Source organism: Pantoea sp. X-Soil-TKNS-1207, from assembly GCF_059730485.1.
Genome location: NZ_AP035958.1, coordinates 2,376,234 through 2,398,754 on the forward strand (window position 1 = coordinate 2,376,234; position 22,521 = coordinate 2,398,754).

Genomic DNA, 22,521 nt, shown 5'->3' on the forward strand with positions numbered 1-22,521 from the left:
AAGCGGTCATCTGACCGCTTTTTTTATCTTACTCAATATTCGCACCGCCGTTGATGCGGAACACGATATTCATCGTCAGATTGGTGCCGGGCCGTCCTGGCTGGTAGCGCCATTTCTTCATCGCCTGCTTCACTTCACGTTCAAACATATTGCGCGGTTCAGCAGACAGAATCTGAATATTGTCGACGCGACCATCGCTATCCACGTCAAACTGCACGCGCACACGGCCTTCCACACGCAGCGCAAAAGCGCGTGCCGGGTAGGCTGGCTTGCTGACGTTCATCGCTTTCGGACCGTCTGAGACCGATGGCGTCGACGTCGGTGAGGTTTTCGGTGCCGTGGTCGGGCGCGTCTGGGTGGTCGGTGCGTCGGTTTTCACCGGGGCCTGAGGCTTCGCTTCTTCGCGTGGTTTCACCTCACGTTTCGGCTCGTGCTTCTTCTCAACCTTCGGCTTAGGTTTCGGCTTTGGCTCAGGTTTGGGAATCGGAATCGGAACTGGCTCCGCTTTTGGCGGCTCCGGAGCAACTTCAGGCACCGGCTCCGGCGTTGGCTCAGGTTCCGGCGGCGGCGGTGTCTGTACCGTTGGTGCAGGCTCTGGCTGCACTTCAGGTGCCACCATGGATACGCTGATCGGTTGTGATGCTTTGGGAACCTCAATGACCTGATGAAACGATGCATAGAGAATGCCCGCAATCACTGTGCCGTGAAGTACCACGGATAACAGCACAGAAACGGGGGTACGTTTGGGGAAAGGCATAGTCAGCGTAGTCATAACAGTCATGTTCATTGAGTGAAGCGCAGATTTTAAATGCAAATAGCAATCAGTTTCAATAAGCAGTGTTAAGTGTGTACCACGAAATGCCTTTTTTAACCCCTTTTGCGCCAGATGACAGCCGAATTATCTTTCGTTTGCACTCTGATTACCGATCACTTAACGTGTTCCGCAAATCCGACGAGCTTAACGGGAGTTCCCTATCGTGCTTTACGTCATTTATGCGGAAGATAACGCTGATTCACTGGAAAAACGTACTGCTGTACGCCCTGCCCATCTGGCACGCCTGCAACTGTTGCACGATGAAGGCCGTTTGATCGTTGCCGGTCCGATGCCTGCGGTCGACAGCAACGATCCTGGCGCAGCCGGTTTTTCCGGTTCAACAGTGATTGCCGAATTTCCGTCACTGGAAGCCGCACAATCCTGGGCAAATGACGATCCTTATATCGCTGCCGGTGTGTATAAGCAGGTTGCGGTTAAGCCGTTCAAACGCGTTTTCTAAAATGTGGCGCGCCCTGGCTCTGCTGACGGTGATTTTTGCCCTGATTGGCAGAGCCCTCTGGCTCTGGCGGCGGCACGGTTTTCGTCACGCCCGCCAGCAAATCGTGATGTTGATTGTGCTGGCGGCAGCACTACAGCTGGTTAACCTGACACTGGTGTTACGCGGCGCTTAAGTGCCGCGTTTTTACATCAGAGATTTTGTGCGATAAACAGGATGGAACGGCGATGCTGCTGTGCAACCTGGTGACGAATCGCATGAATGCGTTTATAGCGACGTGACTGCCCTTCCAGCCAGCGCGCACGACGACGGTGCACCTGACGCAACATTCTCCAGCGAGCCACTTCATTTCTGCTTCGTCTCATCACATCCTCTCTGACTGGCTAATCACCGGCACGCATTATAGTGATCTGCCACAAAATGCCAATTCGAATCGCTTATCGTCCTGCCTTTACGATTAAGGGTTTCGCTACAGTTCAGCAACACGTAAACTTTGCTCATCAAAGCGTGAACGGGATGTCCACTTAATGACCACATTTTATACCCTTATCAGTTGGTTGCTGCTGTTCGGCTACTGGTTGCTGATTGCGGGTGTCACACTGCGAATTCTGATGAAGCGACGTGCTGTCACCTCGGCGATGGCCTGGTTGCTGATCATCTACATTCTGCCCCTGGTGGGTATTATTGCGTATCTGTCATTCGGTGAACTGCATCTGGGCAAACGGCGGGCCGAGCGCGCCCGCACCATGTGGCCTTCAACCGCCAAATGGCTCAACGACCTGAAGCAATGTCGTCATATCTTTGCTACCGAGCACAGCGACGTGGCGCTCTCTCTTTTCCAGCTTTGTCAGCACCGCCAGGGCATTGCTGGCGTCAAAGGAAACCAGCTCCAGCTGCTCACCAACTCTGACGAAGTGATGCACGCGCTGATTCGTGATATCCAGCTGGCGCGCCACAATATCGAGATGGTGTTCTATATCTGGAATCCCGGCGGTCTGGCGGATGAAGTGGCCGAATCGCTGATGGCGGCCTCGCGTCGTGGCGTACACTGTCGCCTGATGCTGGACTCCGCAGGCAGCGTGGCGTTTTTCCGCAGCCCGTGGGTTGGCATGATGCGCAATGCCGGGGTCGACGTAGTGGAAGCGTTGCAGGTCAGCCTGTTGCGCGTGTTCCTGCGCCGTATGGATTTACGTCAGCATCGCAAAGTGGTGTTGATCGATAACTACATTGCCTATACCGGCAGCATGAATCTGGTGGACCCGCGCTTCTTCAAACAGGATGCGGGTGTAGGCCAGTGGATTGATCTGATGGCGCGTATGGAAGGCCCGGTGGCGACTACCATGGGCATTGTGTACTCCTGCGACTGGGAAATTGAAACCGGCAAACGCATCCTGCCACCCGCACCGGATGCCAATGTCATGCCGTTTGAGCAGGAAAGCGGCCACACCATCCAGGTGATCGCGTCCGGTCCGGGCTTCCCGGAAGACATGATCCATCAGGCGCTGCTGACGGCGGTCTACTCCGCACGCCACCAGCTGATTATGACCACCCCCTATTTCGTGCCCAGCGATGATTTGCTGCACGCCATCTGTACCGCCGCGCTGCGCGGTGTGGAAGTCAGCATTATTGTGCCACGCCACAATGATTCTCTGCTGGTGGGCTGGGCGAGCCGTGCCTTCTTCACCGAACTGCTGGAAGCAGGCGTGAAGATCTACCAGTTCGAAGATGGCCTGCTGCATACCAAGAGCGTGCTGGTCGACGGGCAGCTCAGCCTGGTGGGCACGGTCAACCTGGATATGCGCAGCCTGTGGCTGAATTTTGAGATCACGCTGGTGGTCGACGACGCCGGTTTTGGCAGCGATCTCGCCTGTGTTCAGGACGACTACATCGCCCGCTCACGCCTGCTGGATGGCGCACGCTGGGCAAAACGTGCCTGGTGGCAGCGCATCGTCGAACGACTGTTTTACTTCTTCAGTCCTTTACTGTAAAACGAGCGGAAATATTTCCCGCCGCAGGGCACGCAAATGACCATGGATTTAAACAACCGTCTTACCGAAGACGAAACGCTGGAACAGGCTTACGATATTTTCCTTGAGCTGGCTGGCGATAACCTTGATCCGGCAGACATCATTCTGTTCAATTTGCAGTTTGAGGAACGCGGTGGCGCAGAGCTGTTCGATCCGTCGGAAGACTGGCAGGAACACGTCGATTTTGACCTGAATCCTGACTTTTTCTCTGAAGTGGTGATTGGCCTGGGCGAAGCTGACGGTGAGCCGATTACCGATGTTTTCGCGCGTGTGCTGTTATGCCGCGAGAAAGACCACAAACTCTGCCATATCCTGTGGCGCGAATAAGCGTCGCGATAATGAAGAACGCCGGGCTATTGCCCGGCTTTTTTTTTACAGCGGATCGACCTTCAGGCAGGAGACCGCATGACGGAAACTGCCCTCCAGCAGCGGACGCGTTTTAGCGCACTCCGGCCCGGCAATCGGGCAGCGGGTACGGAACACGCAGCCTGACGGCGGGTTGATCGGTGACGGCAGCTCGCCTTCCAGCAGCTGAATCTGTTTGTTCTTTTCCAGATCCGGGTCAGGAATGGGCACTGCCGACATCAGCGCACGCGTATACGGGTGCTGCGGATTGTTGTATACCGCATCATAGGTTCCCAGCTCCACCGCATGGCCGAGATACATCACCAGCACACGATCGGAGATATGTTTCACCACCGCCAGGTCGTGAGCGATAAAGATCAGCGACAGCCCCATTTCACGTTGTAGCTGCTGCAACAGGTTCACCACCTGCGCCTGAATCGACACATCAAGCGCGGAGACCGGCTCATCACAGATAATCAGTTTCGGTTCCAGGATCAGCGCACGGGCGATACCAATACGCTGGCACTGCCCACCGGAAAACTCGTGCGGATAACGGTTGATGAGGTTCGGCAACAGACCAACCTTCATCATCATGTTTTTAACCTTATCCTTCACTTCCTGGCGCGCCATTTTCGGATGATACGTCCGCAGCGGCTCGGCAATGATATCGCCGATGGTCATACGCGGGTTGAGCGAAGCCAGCGGATCCTGGAAGATCATCTGGATATCGCTGCGCGCCTTGCGCCACTCTTCCTGACTCTGTCCCAGCAGATCGCGCCCCAGCCAGGCAACACGGCCTTCGGTGGCTTTTACCAGTCCGATAATGGCACGCGCCAGCGTTGACTTGCCGCAGCCGGACTCGCCCACCACGCCGAGGGTCTCGCCCTCGTACAGGCGCAGACTGACGCCGTCCACCGCTTTCAGGGTTTTGGCCGGTTGCCAGAACCACTGCTTGCCATCTTTGATATCGAAATGCACCTTAAGATCGGCGATTTCCAGTAACACTTTCTTTTCGGCTACGGCGTTCATACTAACTCCTCCACCGGCTTGAAGCAGGCACGCAGACGGCCATCCGCAAAGGGTTTCAGCGGCGGTGCCGTGCCGCAGATGTCCATGGCATGGGGGCAGCGTGGCTGGAACGGACAGCCCTGCGGCAGACGTAACAGGTTCGGCGGGTTACCAGGGATGGTCGTCAGCGACTCCCCTTCGGCGTCAAGACGCGGCACCGCGCTTAACAGGCCGATGGAATACGGATGCGCCGGTTGATAGAACACGTCCCGCGCCCGGCCATATTCCATGGTTCGTCCGGCATACATCACCAGCACCTTGTCGCAGATCCCCGCGACCACGCCAAGATCGTGGGTAATCATAATGATCGCGGTGTTGAACTCACGCTTCAGTTCGTTCAGCAGCGTCATGATCTGCGCCTGCACCGTCACATCAAGGGCGGTGGTTGGCTCATCGGCAATCAGCAATTTAGGGCGACACAGCAGCGCCATGGCAATCATCACGCGCTGACGCATCCCGCCGGAAAACTCGTGCGGGTACATCTTCATACGCTTGCGCGCTTCCGGCATTTTTACCGCATCGAGCATCCGCACCGACTCTTCAAACGCCTGCGCGTTGTTCAGGCCTTTGTGCAGCTTTAGCACTTCCATCAACTGTTCGCCGACCCGCATATACGGGTTCAGCGAGGTCATCGGGTCCTGGAAAATCATCGCAATCTGCTCGGCACGCAGCTTATTCAGCTTGTTTTCCGGCAGATTGAGGATCTCCTCGCCATTAAACTTTGCCGAGCCGCCAATGCGGCCGTTTTTCGCCAGCAGCCCCATCAGCGCGAACGCCGTCTGGGATTTACCGGAGCCGGACTCGCCAACGATCCCCAGGGTTTCACCGGCGCGCAGCGAGAAGTTCAGATCGTTCACCGCGGTAACATCACCGTCGTGCGTGCCAAAGGTGACGCGCAGATCTTTGACGTCTAACAACAGGTTGCTTCCCGCACGGGCCGCCATCGCTGGCTGAAATTCATGAATGGTCATCGGGAAACTCCTTAACGATCTTTCGGGTCGAGGGCATCACGCAGGCCATCGCCGATAAAGTTAAAACAGAACAGCGTGACCACCAGGAAACCGGCCGGGAACATCAGCAGCCAGGGTGAAACCTCCATCGAGTTAGCGCCGTCGCTCAGCAGCGCGCCCCAGCTGCTCAGCGGCTCCTGGGTACCGAGACCAAGGAAGCTGAGGAAAGATTCGAACAGGATCATGCTGGGCACCAGCAGCGAGGCATAAACCACTACCACGCCCAGCACGTTAGGCACGATATGGCGCAGCACGATATTGGTGGTGGAGACACCGCCAACCTGTGCGGCCTCGATAAATTCCTTGCGCTTCAGGCCCAGCGTCTGGCCGCGCACGATACGCGCCATATCCAGCCACGACACCATGCCGATGGCGACAAAAATCAGCAGGATGTTGCGACCAAAGAAGGTCACCAGCAGGATCACGAAGAACATAAACGGGAAGGAGTTGAGGATCTCAAGGATACGCATCATCACCGAGTCGGTTTTGCCGCCAAGATAACCGGCAGCCGAACCGTACAGGGTGCCGACCAGCACCGCAATCAGCGCTGAAGCGATACCCACCATCAGCGAGATACGGCCGCCAATGGCAACACGCACCAGCAGATCACGCCCGGAGGAGTCAGTGCCAAACCAGTGGCCCGAGGTGGTATCCGGCGCGGCCGACATCATGCCCCAGTCGGTATCGTCATAGCGGAACTGCGACAGCATCGGGGCAAACACCACGAACAGCGCAATCAGAACCAGCACCAGCAAACTGAGCAGCGCGGCGCGGTTATGGATAAAGCGACGGCGCGCATCCTGCCACAGGCTGCGCCCTTCCACTTCCAGCTTTTCACTGAACGCATCCAGAGCTTCGCTGTTTTTCTTACTTAACATCATGGGCGAACTCCAGCATCAGTAGCGAATCTTCGGATCGATCACGGCGTACAGCACGTCAACGATCGCGTTGAATATAATGGTCAGCACGCCCACCAGAATGGTCAGGCTCATCACCAGCGAGTAGTCGCGGTTGAGCGCTCCATTGACGAACAGCTGGCCAATCCCCGGCAGACCGTAGATCGATTCGATCACCATCGAGCCGGTAATGATGCCGACAAATGCCGGACCCATATACGAAATCACCGGCAGCAGCGCCGGTTTCAGCGCATGACGCAGGACGATACGACGCAGCGGCAGCCCTTTGGCGCGCGCGGTGCGGATAAAGTTTGAGTGCATCACTTCAATCATTGAACCGCGGGTGATACGCGCGATGCTGGCGATATAGGCCAGCGACAGCGCCACCATCGGCAGCAGCATGTATTGCCACTGTCCGCCATTCCAGCCGCCGCCAGGCAGCCAGCGCAGGGTGATGGCGAAGATCAGGACCAGCAGCGGCGCCACCACAAAACTCGGTATCACCACGCCGGTCATGGCGACCCCCATCACCGCGTAATCCCATAAACTGTTTTGCTTCAGGGCGGCAATGACGCCCGCAGTGACCCCCAGCACCATCGCCAGCACAAAAGCGGCGAGACCCAGTTTAGCCGAGACCGGGAATGCGTGCCCCACCAGATAGTTAACGCTGTAATCCTTATATTTAAAGGATGGGCCGAAATCGCCGTGCGCCAGCTGTATCAGGTAATCAACATACTGTTTGCCGATGGGATCGTTGAGATGGTATTTGGCTTCGATGTTCGCCATCACTTCCGGCGACAGCGTGCGTTCGCCGGTAAACGGGCTGCCGGGAGCCAGTCGCATCATAAAGAAGGAGATGGTGATCAGAACGAAAAGCGTCGGAATCGCTTCCAGAATCCGGCGCAGGATGAATTTTAACATTGCCGTACCTACCAGGCTGTTGCTTCACAAAGTAAAAGGCGGTGCCGCAGCACCGCCGCTGATAGCCTGTGTGCTATTAGTGTTTAATTATATAAAAGTTTTTATCGAGGGTTTTATCCAGCGGATCTTTGCCGGTATAGCCGCCGACATAAGGTTTCACCAGACGCGCGTTCACGTAGTAGTAAACCGGGACGATGGTGCTGTCTTTATCCAGGATCTGCTCGGCTTTTTGATAATCCGCAGCACGTCCTTTCTCATCAGCAGCTTTGATCGCGTCTTTAATCACCTTGTCGTATTCTGCGCTCTTATAGTGCGAGGTGTTACTGCTGCTGTCAGACAGCATAATGTTCAGGAACGAGGTCGGTTCGTTGTAGTCCGCACACCAGGCCGCACGCGAAACGTCAAAGTTGCCCTGATGACGCGTGTCGAGGAAGGTTTTCCACTCCTGGTTTTCCAGCTTGATGTTCACGCCGATGTTTTTCTTCCAGATGGACGCCGCCGCGATCGCCAGTTTCTTGTGCAGATCGGAGGTGTTGTACAGCAGGTTGAAGGTCAGCGGTTTGTCAGCGGTATAGCCTGCTTCAGCCAGCAGTTTCTTCGCTTCAGCGTTACGTTTTTCCTGTGACCACTTGAACCAGTCTGGCGGCAGAATTTCCATGCCATCGGTGGCTGGCGGGGTGAAGCTGTAAGCCGGCATCTGGCCCTGTGCCAGGACTTTGTTCACCATGATGTCGCGATCCAGACCCAGTTTCAGAGCAGCACGGACGCGCGGATCGGTAAACGGCGCTTTCTGGTTGTTGATTTCGTAGTAGTAAGTACACAGGTACGGATCGACGTGCAGCTCTTTGCCGTTATCATGTTGCAGCTTTTTGAACAGCTCGATCGGCATGTTGTTGTAAGTCATGTCGCTGCCGTTCTCTGAGAAGTAACGGTTAACGTCGCTCACTTCAGAGTTGATGGGCAGGAAGGTGACTTTATTCAGAACGGTGTGCGCGTTGTCCCAATATTCCGGGTTACGTACCAGCGTAATACGTTCGTTGATCACATGGGCGTCCAGTTTAAAGGCACCGTTACCCACCCAGTTCTGCGGCTGCGTCCACTGGTCGCCGAATTTTTCCACCACCGGCTTGTAGACCGGAGACATTACGGAGTTGATCAGCAGTTTGTCGAAGTACGGTACCGGCTCGCTCAGGGTCACCTGCAACGTGTGATCGTCGAGGGCTTTTACACCCAGATCGGTAATCGGTTTTTTACCGGCGATAATGTCATCAACGTTTTCGATATGACCATATTGCGGGTAGCTGGCATACGGGGATGCGGTTTTCGGATCCACCAGACGCTCCCAGCTATAGACGAAATCCTGCGCGGTCACCGGCTGGCCATTTGACCATTTGGCGTCTTTACGTAAATGGAAGGTCCAGACTTTAAAATCTTTGTTTTCCCAGCTCTCTGCCACGCCAGGTACCGGTTTACCGTTGCTGTCGCTCACCAGCAGACCTTCATACAGGTCGCGCGCGACGTTATCTTCCGGTACGCCTTCGATTTTATGCGGGTCCAGCGATTGCACTTCGTCGCCATTACCACGTACCAGCTCCTGTTTTGCTGCCAATTCAACGCCTGCTGGCACTGTCGCTGCCAGCGCGGCATTCCCTGCCAGCGCGCCAATCGCCGCTACCACTCCTAAGGCGATAAGGCTTTTTTTCGTGATGTTGTTCATTATTACGCTCCAGTTTTATTATCGTCACCGGGTCAGTTAAACCGACCCGGCGTACCCCGTATCCGGGAGATCTCCGCCCTGTCTGGTCAGAGATCGCAATCACCCTTATCTGGGTTATGCCACGGTAACGTGCCGCCCGACTGTAGCGCCGGGTCAACCCATTACTCAATGTTTCTTTATGTAATAGTATTTCAGATTGATCAGATCCTGCGGATCTTTACCGGTAAATCCCCCCACCCAGGGTTTAACCAGCCTGACGCTAACCCGGTAATAGACCGGAATGATGGCCGAGTCTTTATCCTGCTGATTTTCTGCCTGCTGATAGAGCGAAGCACGCGCGGATTCATCCATTGTCGTCAGCGTCTGCGCCATTAACTGGTCAAAAGCCGGGCTATGGTAGAACGCGGTATTAATGGAGGCGCCGCTCAGCAATATATTCAGGAAAGTGGACGGTTCGTTGTAATCAGCACACCAGGTGGCGCGCACCACATCGTATTGCGCCTGGTGGCGGGTTTCGAGCAGCGTTTTCCACTCCTGGTTTTGCAGCGTCACCACCGCCCCGAGGTTTTTCTGCCACATGGAGGCAGCGGCAATCGCCTGCTTTTTATTTTGCTCGGAGGTGTTGTACAGCAGGGTAAAGCGCAGCGGATGCTGATCGTTAAATCCGGCCTCGGCCAGTAGCTTTTTCGCGCTGGCGTTACGCTCGGCCTGGGTCTGGGTGAACCAGGCCGGCGGCGAGAGTTGCATACCGGCGGTAAATGGCGGTGTCAGGCTGTATGCCGGGATCTGCCCCTGCCCCATGATTTTCTGCGCGATGATGTCGCGATCCAGCGTCAGTTTCAGCGCAGTGCGGACGCGGGCATCATCAAACGGGGCTTTTTTGTTATTGATTTCGTAGTAGAAGGTGCACAGCAGCGGGCTGACTTTGACCTGGTCGCCGAGATCCTGTTGCAGCTTATGGAACATATCCGGCGGCACGACGCTGTTGGTCATGTCGCTGCCACCGCTACGATAACGGTTGATATCGCTGTTTTCTGCGGTTAGCGGCAGATAAACCCCTTCATCGATTACCGTGTGCGCGTTGTCCCAGTAGAGTGGATTACGCTTCACCACGATCTTTTCATTCACCACCCACTGACTCAGCGTGTAGGCGCCATTGCTGATGTAGTGTTCTGGCTGCGTCCATTGTTCACCCCACTGCTCCACCGCCGGACGGTAAACCGGCTTCAGAGAGGTGTGAGCGACCATCGAGAGAAAATAGGGAACGGGTTCCGTAAGCGTGACCTGAAGATGATGCGCATCCAGCGCCCTGACTCCCAGCTCACTGGGTTTGGCTTTACCGGCCAGCACCGCATCAACATTGGCGAGATGCGCTGCCTGTAAATAGCTGGCATAGGGAGACGCGGTTTTGGGATCGGCCAGACGTTGCCAGCTGTAGACAAAATCCTGCGCCGTAACCGGCTGACCATTGCTCCAGCGCGCATTGTCGCGCAGGGTGAATGTCCAGACACGCCCGTGATCGTTCTGCCACTGCTGCGCCACGCCCGGTACAATTTGTCCGTTGTTATCGGTATTGACCAGACCGTCCAGCAGGCTTTGAATCACATTCGATTCTGGTACGCCTTCAATTTTCTGCGGATCGAGGGACGCAACTTCGCTGCCGTTATTAATTACTATGCGCTGTGTGTCTGATAATTGTGTTGCTGCTGGAATTTCTGCCGCCTGGCTTTGGCTAAGCACACTCCACAGGCAGAGGGCGAGAGGTGAAAACGCCGTGGCCTTTGCTACCATCCATTTCATCAACAAAGATCAACCTTAAACATAAACCTGATAGCGAGTAAGCAAGAACCGTACACATTTTTGGCTATCAGATAAAAAAATTGCGATGTTCAGAAAATTATCAGAACAAATGCCCGTGCGCCAAAGCTAAACCACAAAAATGTTAGCTAATTCTCTTTTATCACGTCCGGCCGACAAGGAAAAGTGTTAATTATTGACCAAAATTATCATTTAACAGCATGATAAATAATCACTTTTATTAAAAATCGCTGGCATTGTGTACATATCGACATGGCTTATATCTTAAATGCATTTTATGTCATTAGTTATCATGGAAATGACATATCCGTTTGCCATTAAAAATAAACCACGACGTTTCTTCATGGATTAAGATGATAACCAGAACAAAATGCTGTGATAATTATCACAATAAAAAGTCAGGGAGAGTGGTGATTTGTTGAGGGCAGTAGCAAAAGTGATAACCGGACGACGATGTTAAGCCCGATGAATAAAGGCACTGTAACGGTGCAATATTTTCATTAATTGCACCCTATTAGTTCAGCCGATGATGACGCAGTGAAAATTAAAACGATTTTTAGCTTAATAATCCGGGAAAAATGGCTTTAAGTCCGGTCACCACAAATTCGATGCCTAACGCCATTAACAGCAACCCCATAATACGCGTTATCACGTTAATACCGGTCTGGCCCAGCACTCTGACCATCAGCGGCGCAGCCCGAAACAACAGCCAGCAGCAGAAAGCGAAGATAGCAATCGCCACCGTAAATCCCAGCAAATTTTGCCAGTTATGGTAGCGCGTGCTCCAGACGATGGTGGAACTAATGGCACCCGGACCCGCCATCAGCGGCAACGCCAGCGGCACCACACCGATGCTTTCACGAATGGCGGTCTCTGATTTTTCCTGTTTGTTCTGCTTATCTTCACCCAGCTTGCCGCTGATCATCGACATCGCAATGGTCACCACCAGAATGCCACCGGCAATACGGAATGAATCGATCGAGATACCGAACAGATGCAGAATCGCGTCGCCAAGGAACAGCGACGTCCACAGAATGATCGCCACCGCCAGATTGGCGGTCAGGTTGGTTTTATTACGTTCAACCGCACCCTGGTAGCTGGTCATGCTGATGAAGACTGGAATGATCCCAACCGGATTCACCAGGGCGAACAAACCGACAAAAAACTTAATATAGCCGGATAGATCAAGTAGCACGGGGGTCACGGTCAGCTCCAGATTAGTCACAGTGAAAATCGCGCATAATGTAGTGCAAAACTCAGAGCAAAAACCAGAGTCTTATGCAGAAATATATGCTGCTATTGAGCAAAAAAAGCAGTGCATTTATCTGCTGTTAATGCAGGGTTATCCGTTTGCTGCTGTTCAGACCTGATTGTGTGGCGCTGGCGATTACTTTAATTGCGAAAGTACCTGCTGAAAGGTGTCAGCTTAGGACAAAATTGATCTGCATCATAATTAAGCTACCTCATCAGGGGTAATCTTAAGCCATCGAAACCCGACCCGGACGCTCAACCATCCAGACCAGTAAACCTTTTTAGTAAGCAACCGCGAGTGCGCTCACGCCCCCGGACCAACAGCGTCGTATGCCACGACTATACTTCTGGATCCAGGCTTGTTTACTAAAAAAGTTTAACTTCCTTCAGGAGAGCACCATGGCCGTTACTAATGTCGCCGAACTTAATGCACTGGTAGAACGTGTTAAAAAGGCACAGCGTGAATACGCCAATTTTAGTCAGGAACAAGTTGATGCGATCTTCCGCGCTGCCGCCCTCGCCGCTGCAGATGCGCGAATCCCTCTCGCTAAGATGGCCGTTGCCGAATCCGGCATGGGCATCGTTGAAGATAAAGTCATCAAAAACCACTTCGCTTCCGAATATATCTATAACGCTTATAAAGATGAAAAAACCTGTGGTGTGCTCGACACTGATGACACCTTCGGTACCATCACCATTGCAGAACCCATTGGCCTGATTTGCGGTATTGTTCCAACCACTAACCCGACCTCAACAGCCATCTTTAAAGCCCTTATCAGCCTGAAAACCCGTAACGGGATTATCTTCTCGCCACACCCGCGTGCCAAAGATGCAACCAACAAAGCTGCTGACATTGTGTTGCAGGCCGCTATCGCCGCAGGTGCGCCGAAAGACATTATTGGCTGGATCGATGCCCCGTCCGTTGAGCTGTCAAACCAGCTGATGCATCACCCGGATATCAACCTGATCCTTGCCACCGGTGGTCCGGGCATGGTGAAAGCCGCATACAGCTCCGGTAAACCGGCGATTGGTGTGGGTGCCGGTAATACCCCGGTCGTCGTGGATGAAACCGCCGATATCAAACGCGCCGTCGCATCGATTCTGATGTCAAAAACCTTCGATAACGGCGTGATTTGTGCTTCTGAGCAGTCAGTGATTGTCGTTGATTCCGCCTATGAAGCCGTACGTGAACGTTTTGCCAGCCACGGTGGCTACCTGCTACAGGGCAAAGAGTTAAAAGCAGTTCAGGACATCATCCTGAAAAATGGCGCATTGAATGCTGCGATCGTAGGTCAGCCTGCGGCGAAAATTGCTGAAATGGCCGGTATCTCCGTCCCGTCAAATACCAAGATTCTGATTGGCGAAGTGAAACTGGTTGATGAATCTGAACCTTTCGCCCACGAGAAACTGTCGCCGACGCTGGCGATGTACCGTGCGAAAGACTTCGAAGATGCCGTTGATAAAGCCGAGAAACTGGTGGCAATGGGCGGTATCGGCCATACCTCCTGTCTGTATACCGACCAGGATAACCAGCGCGAGCGTGTGCACTACTTCGGCGACAAGATGAAGACCGCACGTATCCTGATCAACACCCCGGCTTCACAGGGGGGTATCGGTGACCTGTACAACTTCAAACTGGCTCCGTCGCTGACACTCGGCTGTGGTTCGTGGGGCGGCAACTCCATTTCTGAAAACGTGGGACCGAAACACCTCATCAACAAGAAAACCGTGGCCAAGCGAGCTGAAAATATGTTGTGGCATAAACTTCCGAAGTCCATCTACTTCCGTCGTGGTTCTCTGCCAATTGCGCTTGAAGAAGTGGCGACTGACGGGGCCAAACGTGCTTTCATCGTCACCGACCGTTTCCTGTTCAACAACGGTTATGCCGACCAGGTTACCAGCGTACTGAAATCACACGGTATTGAGACTGAAGTGTTCTTTGAAGTTGAAGCCGACCCGACGCTGAGCATCGTGCGTAAAGGTGCCGAGCAGATGAACAGCTTCAAACCGGACGTGATTATCGCTCTCGGCGGTGGTTCACCGATGGATGCGGCGAAAATCATGTGGGTGATGTACGAACATCCGGAAACCCACTTTGAAGAACTGGCGCTGCGCTTTATGGATATCCGTAAACGTATCTACAAATTCCCGAAAATGGGTGTGAAAGCGCGGATGATCGCCATCACCACCACTTCCGGTACCGGTTCTGAAGTCACACCGTTCGCCGTAGTCACCGATGATGCGACAGGTCAGAAATACCCGCTGGCTGACTATGCCCTGACTCCGGACATGGCGATTGTCGATGCCAACCTGGTGATGGATATGCCGCGTTCACTTTGCGCCTTCGGCGGTCTGGATGCCGTGACTCACTCACTGGAAGCCTACGTGTCGGTGCTGGCGAATGAATACTCAGATGGTCAGGCGTTGCAGGCACTGAAACTGCTGAAAGAGAACCTGCCAGCCAGTTACAAAGAAGGGGCGAAAAACCCGGTAGCTCGTGAGCGTGTGCACAATGCGGCAACCATCGCAGGTATCGCGTTTGCCAACGCCTTCCTCGGTGTGTGTCACTCAATGGCGCATAAACTCGGCTCCGAGTTCCATATCCCGCACGGCCTGGCGAACGCCCTGCTGATTTCCAACGTCATTCGCTACAACGCCAATGACAACCCGACTAAGCAGACCGCCTTCAGCCAGTACGACCGTCCGCAGGCACGTCGTCGTTATGCCGAAGTGGCTGACCATCTGGGCCTGAGTGCCGCCGGTGACCGCACCGCGCAGAAAATTGAGAAACTGCTGGCGTGGCTGGAAGAGATGAAAACCCAGCTGGGTATCCCAACCTCCATTCGTGAAGCCGGGGTACAGGAAGCGGACTTCCTCGCGAAAGTAGATAAACTGGCTGACGATGCCTTCGATGATCAGTGTACTGGCGCTAACCCGCGTTATCCGCTGATTGCTGAGCTGAAACAAATCATGCTGGATACGTTCTACGGCCGTGAATATGTTGAAGCGACGGATGAAGTTGCCGACGCCGTTGACCTGCAACCGGTCAAAGCGGTGAAAATCGAAAAAAAAACTAAGAAAGCCTAAGCTGTAATAATGAAAAAACCCGCTGCGGCGGGTTTTTTTATATCAGCAATTTTTATAGATGGGGTTGCTGGGCGCCATAGATGGCTTTTAAGGAGCCTTCGTCAATTGCCTGCTTATAATGTTTACGGCAGACGGATATATAGCGTTCGTTTCCGCCAATTACCACCTGCTCGCCTTCGCTAAAAGGCTTGCCATTGGCATCAAGTCGTAAAACCATACTGGCTTTACGTCCGCAATGGCAGATGGTTTTCAGTTCAACTAACTTATCGGCCCAGGCCAGCAAGTATTGGCTGCCGACAAACAATTCACCACGGAAATCGGTGCGTAATCCATAACACAACACCGGAATATCCATATTGTCGACCACATCTGACAATGCCCTTACCTGTTCCCGCGTCAGGAACTGGCTTTCATCCACTAACACACAATGCACTGGTTGCCGGGCATGTTCTGCCGCTATTTCTGTATCCAGCTGAGTTTGTGCGTTATATAAAAATGCCGGAGAAGAGAGGCCGATACGTGAACTGACCTTGCCGGCGCCGAAGCGGTCATCAATTTCAGCGGTATAGACCAGGGTGCGCATACCACGCTCCTGGTAATTATAAGAAGACTGTAACAAAGCTGTCGATTTGCCCGCGTTCATCGCAGAGTAATAAAAATAGAGTTGAGCCATTGAAAAATCTCATCAGGGCATGATTCAGATGCGCGTAAGTCTACCATAAAGGCGCAAGGCTGTAGCGATGCATTATTTTTATCGTTTGCTCAAATTACCAGCACCGATCGCTTCCTTTATTGCCTGAGCGGGCCACCAATAGCACGCAATGATAAAGAAACGCGCCTGCTGACTTTTTATTCAGCGTTATTCCCCCCTGCCATAAGTTGTATGGCACCACCTTGAGGCAGGACACAAACTATAAGGGTAAAAAAATACAAAGCAGCAAGTTAAATAGACAAGACTTGTTGATAAGAACGCTTCCTGACTTTTAATTTACGTTTTACTTTTTAATTTTGCTATTGCAGTTATTTTTTTCCACCACTATTATGAGCTGGCAGAACAACTCCCATTAAATATATTTTGAGATTAGGACAATGAGCGAAGCACTTAAAATTCTTAATAATATCCGTACATTGCGCGCACAGGCTCGGGAATGCTCTCTGGAAACACTGGAAGAGATGCTGGAAAAACTCGAAGTTGTGGTGAATGAGCGTCGCGAAGAAGATTCTCATGCACAGGCAGAAAATGCTGAGCGTAGCCGCAAACTGGAACAATATCGTGAGATGCTGATTGCTGACGGTATCGATCCGAATGAGTTACTGCAGGCTTTATCTGAAACCAAGGTTGCAGGTAAAACTAAGCGTGCTGCTCGTCCGGCCAAATATCAGTACATCGATGAAAATGGTGAAACCCGCACCTGGACTGGTCAGGGTCGTACTCCCGCCGTGATTAAAAAAGCGATTGAAGAACAAGGCAAACAACTGGACGATTTTCTGCTGTAATCTCGCCAGTGCTTCGAAACGATTGTATTTACACACCTGTTTTGTGAATTCACCAGGTAAAAAAAAGGAAGCCCATGGCTTCCTTTTTTGTGCATTCTTACTTCTGGTAAAACTCACGGTACCAGTTAACAAATTGCTGCACCCCTTCCCGAACACCGGTTTGTGGGCGGAAATTAATGGCATCGTAAAGCGCCTGCGTATCCGCACTGGTTTCCAGCACATCGCCCGGCTGCATTGGCATCATGTTTTTATCCGCCTCAATACCCAGCGCGCTCTCCAGCGCCTCGATATAGGTCATCAGACTGACGGGCTGGCTATTACCGATGTTGTAGACATGATAAGGCGCGGAACTGGTAGCCGGAGAGCCGGTTTCAACTGTCCAGTTATCATTCGGCTGCGGAATCACATCCTGTAAACGGAAAATCGCCTCACTGATGTCATCAATGTAGGTGAAGTCGCGCGTCATCTGACCATTGTTATAAACATCGATACGTTCACCTGCCAGCATTGCGCGGGTAAATTTAAACAGCGCCATGTCCGGGCGTCCCCACGGGCCATAGACGGTGAAGAAACGCAGTCCGGTGGTGGGTAATTGGTAGAGATGCGAATAGGAATGCGCCATCAGTTCATTGGCTTTTTTCGTTGCCGCATACAGTGAAACAGGATGGTCAACGGCGTCGTCAGTTGAAAAAGGCATTTTACGGTTCAGACCGTAAACTGAACTGGAAGAAGCATAAAGCAGGTGGCCGACTTTATGATAGCGGCAGCCTTCAAGAATATTGAGATGGCCGATTAAATTAGCATCGGCATAGGCATGTGGGTTTTCGATGGAATAACGCACCCCTGCCTGCGCCCCTAAATGAATCACCCGGTCGAAGCCGTGCTGCTCAAATAAGGAAGAAATGGCCTGGCGATCTGCCAGGTCCATTTTACTAAAGCGGAATGCGGGATGTTGGGCGATCTGATCAAGACGGGCTTGTTTCAGGCTGACATCATAATAATCATTCAGGCTGTCGATACCGACAACCTGGTGACCGGCGGCCAGCAGACGCTGGCTAACATGAAATCCAATAAAACCTGCCGCGCCGGTAACCAGAAACTTCATACATCCCTCATTTATTACGCAATTTGAATTGAAGCTCCGCGGCCGATTGCATAATAAACAAAGCCGCGTTTGCTGATGCGTTCCGGATCATACAGGTTACGACCATCAAAAATCACGGGTTGTTTTAATGCCGTTTTAATGACATCAAAATCAGGCGCACGGAAATTCTGCCATTCCGTACAAATCACCAGGCCATCAGCACCCTGTAGCGCCGCTTCCTTGGTACCCATCAGTTTCAGGTCGCTGCGATGTCCGTAGACACGCTGCGCTTCATCCATGGCTTCCGGATCGAACGCCTGTACGGAAGCACCAGCTTCCCACAGCGTTTCCATCAGCACACGGCTGGAAGCTTCACGCATATCGTCGGTGTTCGGTTTAAATGCCAGACCCCACAGAGCGAAGGTTTTACCACGCAGATCATCGCCAAAGTGACGTTTGATAAAGCTCGGCAATTTGTTCTTCTGCGAGTCGTTGACATCTTCTACCGCCTGCAACAGACGCGGTTTATAACCAATCGACTCAGCCGTGCGAATCAGCGCCTGCACATCTTTCGGGAAGCAGGAACCGCCGTAACCACAGCCCGGATAGATGAAGTGATAGCCAATACGGGAATCGGAACCGATACCCTGGCGCACTTTCTCAATATCCGCACCCAGGCGCTCAGCCAGGTTGGAGATCTCATTCATAAAGCTGATTTTGGTGGCTAGCATGCAGTTAGCCGCATACTTGGTCAGCTCCGCGCTGCGGATATCCATCAAAATCATACGATCATGGTTGCGGTTAAACGGCTCATACAGCTCGCGTAACAGCTCCACAACGTCGTCGTTATCGGTACCGACCACGATACGCTCAGGACGCATGCAGTCATTAACCGCTGCACCTTCCTTGAGGAATTCCGGGTTAGAAACCACATCAAACGCGATGTTCACATCACGGTTTTTCAGGGTCTCAGTCATCACCGAGCGCACTTTATCGGCGGTGCCAACCGGTACGGTTGACTTGTCGATAACCACTTTGTGGCCATCCATGTGTTGCGCGATAGTCCGTGCTACCGCAGTCACATATTTCAGATCGGCAGAACCGTCCTCATCCGGCGGTGTTCCCACGGCAATAAACTGCATAACGCCATGGTTAACGCCCTCTTCCGCATTGGTGCTGAACTTCAGGCGGCCCGATTCATAGTTCGCCATTACCAGCGGAGTCAGCCCAGGTTCAAAAATCGGGATGATGCCTTTTTTCAGGTTCTCGACTTTATTCGCGTCGACATCAATACAGAGAACGTCATGTCCGACTTCGGCTAACACCGCAGCCTGAACCAGACCGACATAGCCGATACCAAATACAGTGACTTTCATTGAATTATCCTGTGTTTAATGAGTTACTTTTTGTTGCCAACCGCGCCTTCGAGCCACTGCGTGAAATCTTTGCCCAGAACCGGGTGACGAACACCGTACTCAACAAAAGCCTGCATATAACCCAGCTTGTTACCGCAGTCATGGCTCACACCGGTCAGGTGATAGGCCTCAACGGTCTCTTTTTCCATCAGCATCGCAATTGAGTCAGTCAGCTGAACTTCACCACCGGCGCCCGGAGGTGTTTTCGCCAGCAGCGGCCAAATGTCCGCAGACAGCACGTAACGACCGACTACCGCCAGGTTTGACGGCGCTTCAGACGCTTTCGGCTTCTCAACCACACCTACCATCGGCGCGCTTTCACCTGGTTTCAGGTCGGCACCCTGGCAGTCAACCACACCGTACGCGGTAACGTCGGCAACCGGTTCAACCATGATCTGGCTACGGCCACTTTCTTCGTAACGTGACAGCATTTCTGCCAGGTTGTCTTTGGTCGGATCCGATTCGTATTCATCGATGATCACGTCAGGCAGGATCACCGCAACCGGCTCATCACCCACCAGCGGATGTGCGCACATAACGGCGTGGCCCAGACCTTTCGCGATACCCTGACGCACCTGCATGATGGTTACGTGCGGGGGGCAAATAGATTGGATTTCATCCAGCAGCTGACGTTTAACGCGTTTTTCCAGCATTGATTCCAGCTCAAAACTGGTATCAAAGTGGTTTTCGATGGCGTTTTTGGAAGAGTGCGTAACCAGCACAATCTCATTAATCCCAGCGGCAATACACTCGTTCACGACATACTGGATCAACGGCTTATCGACCAGCGGTAACATTTCTTTCGGAATAGCTTTGGTGGCAGGCAGCATACGCGTACCCAAACCTGCAACCGGGATTACCGCTTTTTTTACTTTAGACTTAAAGGCAGACATCAAGATACCTCTCTTATAGGCCGTTCAAGTTAATACTTGATATGTCGGTTTAAAAATCGAAATTGAGTATATCAGTTACTATCAGACGGATTTATCCTGGATGGAGTTAATCCGCGGAATTTAAGACTATTACCCAAGTGTAAAGCTTACCCCTGGCCCTGTCTCCAGCCCGCGGAAAATATAAATAGAATCGCTTATTCTTCAGCCGATAACATCAGACGCAGCCTGCCGCCAGCGCCCCAGACATGGCACTGCCAGGACTCTGCGCGCTGGCTGATTTGATTGAGGTGGGTGCTGCCCATAGTACCAAGGGGAACACCATTGCTGAGTTGAATTTGGTGGGTGTTGATATGCAGCGTGGCGTTAAGACCCGCTGACACCAAAATAAGATTTTTCAGTTGCCGATGGTAATACCCCACCAGCAGCGGAAATTGCCCGCTCAGGTTGGCTTGCCTTAACAACATATTAACCTGACGCAACAAACTATTTAACTCTGGCAGGCGTTGCTTCTGCCCGGAAAGTTGTTCCTGCAATAATCCATTAAACAGCGCCCGCAGCAATAACGCCGCCAGCACGCCATTATCACCGGCGCGGGTGACATCCAGACAATAAAACGCCAGATCTTTATCCGATAAAGCCGCGATATCCAGCACCAATCCTGGCTGTTCAGCCATGGTGAGTTGACGATAGTTAATTCGGCAATTGGCGATGGTTTGTTGTACCGGCGGTTGCAGCTGTTTCAGCAGTTTCGACGCCGCCAGCGGATCGCGCACTAACGCATCCCAGTCCTGGAACAACTGTTCGTCTTCTTCGACCTTAGAGGTGAACATTGAGGGATAGAGGCATTCAAACACCGCCTCACGAAAACGCTCAAGGTTGCGCAACGGTTTAAGCAGCACATCCTGCACGCCCAGGCGCAGCACATGGGCGATATCCGCCATGTTTTGCGTCGCTGAGATGATCAGCACCGGCACGCTGTTGCCGCGGCTGCGAATATGCTCGACAAACTGAATGCCGCCCATGCGTGGCATTTCCAAATCGCAAATAACCAGATCAGCCGATTGAGCCGTCAGCAACGTCAGGCCATCAAGGCCGTCACCAGCTTGCATCGTTTGCGCGCCCAGACTGATTAAGAAGTTATCCAGCAACGAACGGAAAACGACCTCATCTTCGACAATGAGTATCTTTTTGCCGATTAGTGGTTTTTCCATCCTCTCCCCCTGCGTACCAGATATTTCAATAGTGGTTCATAAAACGCAGTTGCGCCTTTCAGAATTGACCGAAGTAACAACATCTGTGAATGAACAACCTGATTATCTGTTACGGACCAGCGGTAATAGTTCATCCATTTTTTTCTCAACGGCGGCCTTGCCTGCCGCAATGGCTTCTTCAGCACGGTGAAAGTCCAGCGTAGAAATTTGCGGACAGAATGGCTGAATCAGCACATCCGGCGGATCGCCTGCCATGCGATTACGCTTCAGGCGATTTTCCAGTACCTGGATGGAGGTTGACATAATCTCCATAGCTCCAGGGGTTTGATTGGCGCGACGCTGGGTCAATCCCAGCAGCCGCTGACGCAGTTTCTTGCCCCAGCTCAGTGCTTCCGCCGCGGCCTGTTCTTCCCCGCTCTGCGGCGTGACTGACAGCAAATCCTGCTGCATCAGGTGCGCATCATGCTGAAGATCGACGGCGATAACAATATCGGCCCCCAGCGCACGCGTAAGTGAAATCGGCACCGGGTTTACCACCGCGCCATCCACCAGCCAGTAACCATTGTAGCCAACAGGTGGTAATAAGCCTGGCATACTACAGGATGCGCGCACGGCCTGGTGCAGATCGCCTTCGGTCAACCACAACTCACGACCGGTACTAAGATTGGTCGCCACCACACCGAAAGGTTTGTCACATTGCTCAATCAATTCGTTGGGGATCAGCTGGCGTACATGGCTGAAAACCCGATCGCCGCGCAGCAAACCGCCGCGTTGCCACGAGAGATCCATCAGGCGGATGACATCCCAGTAGCGAAAGGCGCTGACCCATTTTTCCATCATGTTGAGACGACCATTGACATAGGCCGACCCCACCAGCGCACCGACCGAGCAACCGGCCACGACATCGATATCAATTCCAGCCCGTTCCAGCGCATTGATGACGCCAATATGCGCCCAGCCCTTGGCGGCACCTGAACCCAGTGCCAGCCCGATCCTCACCTTTCTCATCT

General features: G+C 52.9%; 21 protein-coding genes. 6 read left to right on the forward strand and 15 right to left on the reverse strand.

Going from position 1 to position 22,521, the window contains the following annotated elements:
• Positions 1-28 precede the first annotated feature (28 nt).
• Positions 29-772, reverse strand: coding sequence for a TonB system transport protein TonB (tonB, locus tag AC6I8V_RS11155; protein ID WP_497842330.1), 744 nt, complete (start codon positions 770-772; stop codon positions 29-31).
• 205 nt (positions 773-977) lie between these two features.
• Here tonB and AC6I8V_RS11160 point away from each other — a divergent pair, with 205 nt between their 5' ends.
• Complete coding sequence (locus AC6I8V_RS11160; RefSeq protein ID WP_497842331.1) at positions 978-1,274, forward strand: YciI family protein; 297 nt, start codon at positions 978-980, stop codon at positions 1,272-1,274.
• A gap of 1 nt (position 1,275) precedes the next feature.
• Positions 1,276-1,446, forward strand: a complete 171-nt coding sequence (locus AC6I8V_RS11165) for a hypothetical protein (protein WP_497842332.1) — start codon at positions 1,276-1,278, stop codon at positions 1,444-1,446.
• A gap of 16 nt (positions 1,447-1,462) precedes the next feature.
• Here the strand turns inward: AC6I8V_RS11165 and AC6I8V_RS11170 are convergent, their stop codons facing one another.
• Positions 1,463-1,636 carry a YciY family protein gene (locus AC6I8V_RS11170; RefSeq protein ID WP_497842333.1) on the reverse strand — a complete coding sequence of 58 codons (174 nt, stop codon included), beginning with the start codon at positions 1,634-1,636 and terminating at the stop codon, positions 1,463-1,465.
• Between the two features lie 162 nt (positions 1,637-1,798).
• Here AC6I8V_RS11170 and cls point away from each other — a divergent pair, with 162 nt between their 5' ends.
• A complete protein-coding gene (cls, locus tag AC6I8V_RS11175) occupies positions 1,799-3,259 on the forward strand; it encodes a cardiolipin synthase (RefSeq protein ID WP_497842334.1) in 1,461 nt (486 codons plus the stop codon).
• Positions 3,260-3,295: 36 nt separating this feature from the next.
• A complete protein-coding gene (locus AC6I8V_RS11180; protein WP_208617283.1) occupies positions 3,296-3,625 on the forward strand; it encodes an HI1450 family dsDNA-mimic protein in 330 nt (109 codons plus the stop codon).
• Between the two features lie 45 nt (positions 3,626-3,670).
• Here the strand turns inward: AC6I8V_RS11180 and oppF are convergent, their stop codons facing one another.
• From oppF to AC6I8V_RS11215, 7 genes are all read right to left on the reverse strand, one after another.
• Positions 3,671-4,672, reverse strand: coding sequence for a murein tripeptide/oligopeptide ABC transporter ATP binding protein OppF (oppF, locus tag AC6I8V_RS11185; RefSeq protein ID WP_497842335.1), 1,002 nt, complete (start codon positions 4,670-4,672; stop codon positions 3,671-3,673).
• On the reverse strand, positions 4,669-5,682 hold the full coding sequence (locus tag AC6I8V_RS11190; RefSeq protein WP_497842336.1) for an ABC transporter ATP-binding protein: 1,014 nt from the start codon (positions 5,680-5,682) through the stop codon (positions 4,669-4,671). Before AC6I8V_RS11190 ends, oppF begins: the two co-directional genes overlap by 4 nt.
• An 11-nt stretch (positions 5,683-5,693) precedes the next feature.
• On the reverse strand, positions 5,694-6,602 hold the full coding sequence (oppC, locus tag AC6I8V_RS11195; protein WP_497842337.1) for an oligopeptide ABC transporter permease OppC: 909 nt from the start codon (positions 6,600-6,602) through the stop codon (positions 5,694-5,696).
• 15 nt (positions 6,603-6,617) lie between these two features.
• Positions 6,618-7,538 carry an oligopeptide ABC transporter permease OppB gene (gene oppB, locus AC6I8V_RS11200; protein ID WP_497842338.1) on the reverse strand — a complete coding sequence of 307 codons (921 nt, stop codon included), beginning with the start codon at positions 7,536-7,538 and terminating at the stop codon, positions 6,618-6,620.
• Positions 7,539-7,614: 76 nt separating this feature from the next.
• Positions 7,615-9,255: an oligopeptide ABC transporter substrate-binding protein OppA gene (gene oppA / locus AC6I8V_RS11205; protein WP_497842339.1), complete on the reverse strand. Its 1,641-nt coding sequence runs from the start codon at positions 9,253-9,255 to the stop codon at positions 7,615-7,617.
• Positions 9,256-9,420: 165 nt separating this feature from the next.
• Positions 9,421-11,055, reverse strand: coding sequence for an ABC transporter substrate-binding protein (locus tag AC6I8V_RS11210; RefSeq protein ID WP_497842340.1), 1,635 nt, complete (start codon positions 11,053-11,055; stop codon positions 9,421-9,423).
• Positions 11,056-11,629: 574 nt separating this feature from the next.
• Positions 11,630-12,277, reverse strand: coding sequence for a YchE family NAAT transporter (locus AC6I8V_RS11215; RefSeq protein WP_013509345.1), 648 nt, complete (start codon positions 12,275-12,277; stop codon positions 11,630-11,632).
• Between the two features lie 446 nt (positions 12,278-12,723).
• Here AC6I8V_RS11215 and adhE point away from each other — a divergent pair, with 446 nt between their 5' ends.
• Positions 12,724-15,411, forward strand: coding sequence for a bifunctional acetaldehyde-CoA/alcohol dehydrogenase (gene adhE / locus AC6I8V_RS11220; protein WP_497842341.1), 2,688 nt, complete (start codon positions 12,724-12,726; stop codon positions 15,409-15,411).
• A gap of 52 nt (positions 15,412-15,463) precedes the next feature.
• Here adhE and tdk read toward each other — a convergent pair whose 3' ends face one another.
• Positions 15,464-16,084 carry a thymidine kinase gene (gene tdk, locus AC6I8V_RS11225; RefSeq protein WP_497842342.1) on the reverse strand — a complete coding sequence of 207 codons (621 nt, stop codon included), beginning with the start codon at positions 16,082-16,084 and terminating at the stop codon, positions 15,464-15,466.
• A gap of 416 nt (positions 16,085-16,500) precedes the next feature.
• Here tdk and hns point away from each other — a divergent pair, with 416 nt between their 5' ends.
• The gene (hns, locus tag AC6I8V_RS11230; RefSeq protein WP_497842343.1) at positions 16,501-16,908 is read left to right on the forward strand and encodes a histone-like nucleoid-structuring protein H-NS; all 408 of its coding nucleotides are present in this window, start codon (positions 16,501-16,503) and stop codon (positions 16,906-16,908) included.
• Positions 16,909-17,005: 97 nt separating this feature from the next.
• Here the strand turns inward: hns and AC6I8V_RS11235 are convergent, their stop codons facing one another.
• The 5 genes from AC6I8V_RS11235 to rssA all read right to left on the reverse strand — a co-directional run bounded on the left by AC6I8V_RS11235 (position 17,006) and on the right by rssA (position 22,519).
• A complete protein-coding gene (locus AC6I8V_RS11235) occupies positions 17,006-18,013 on the reverse strand; it encodes an NAD-dependent epimerase (RefSeq protein ID WP_497842344.1) in 1,008 nt (335 codons plus the stop codon).
• Positions 18,014-18,027: 14 nt separating this feature from the next.
• Positions 18,028-19,368, reverse strand: a complete 1,341-nt coding sequence (locus AC6I8V_RS11240; RefSeq protein WP_497842345.1) for a UDP-glucose dehydrogenase family protein — start codon at positions 19,366-19,368, stop codon at positions 18,028-18,030.
• 23 nt (positions 19,369-19,391) lie between these two features.
• Positions 19,392-20,300, reverse strand: a complete 909-nt coding sequence (galU, locus tag AC6I8V_RS11245; protein WP_497842346.1) for a UTP--glucose-1-phosphate uridylyltransferase GalU — start codon at positions 20,298-20,300, stop codon at positions 19,392-19,394.
• Positions 20,301-20,494: 194 nt separating this feature from the next.
• A complete protein-coding gene (rssB, locus tag AC6I8V_RS11250) occupies positions 20,495-21,511 on the reverse strand; it encodes a two-component system response regulator RssB (RefSeq protein ID WP_497842347.1) in 1,017 nt (338 codons plus the stop codon).
• A gap of 102 nt (positions 21,512-21,613) precedes the next feature.
• Positions 21,614-22,519 (reverse strand): patatin-like phospholipase RssA, encoded by a 906-nt coding sequence (gene rssA / locus AC6I8V_RS11255; protein WP_497842348.1) that lies wholly within the window; start codon positions 22,517-22,519, stop codon positions 21,614-21,616.
• Between the last annotated feature and the right edge of the window lie 2 nt (positions 22,520-22,521).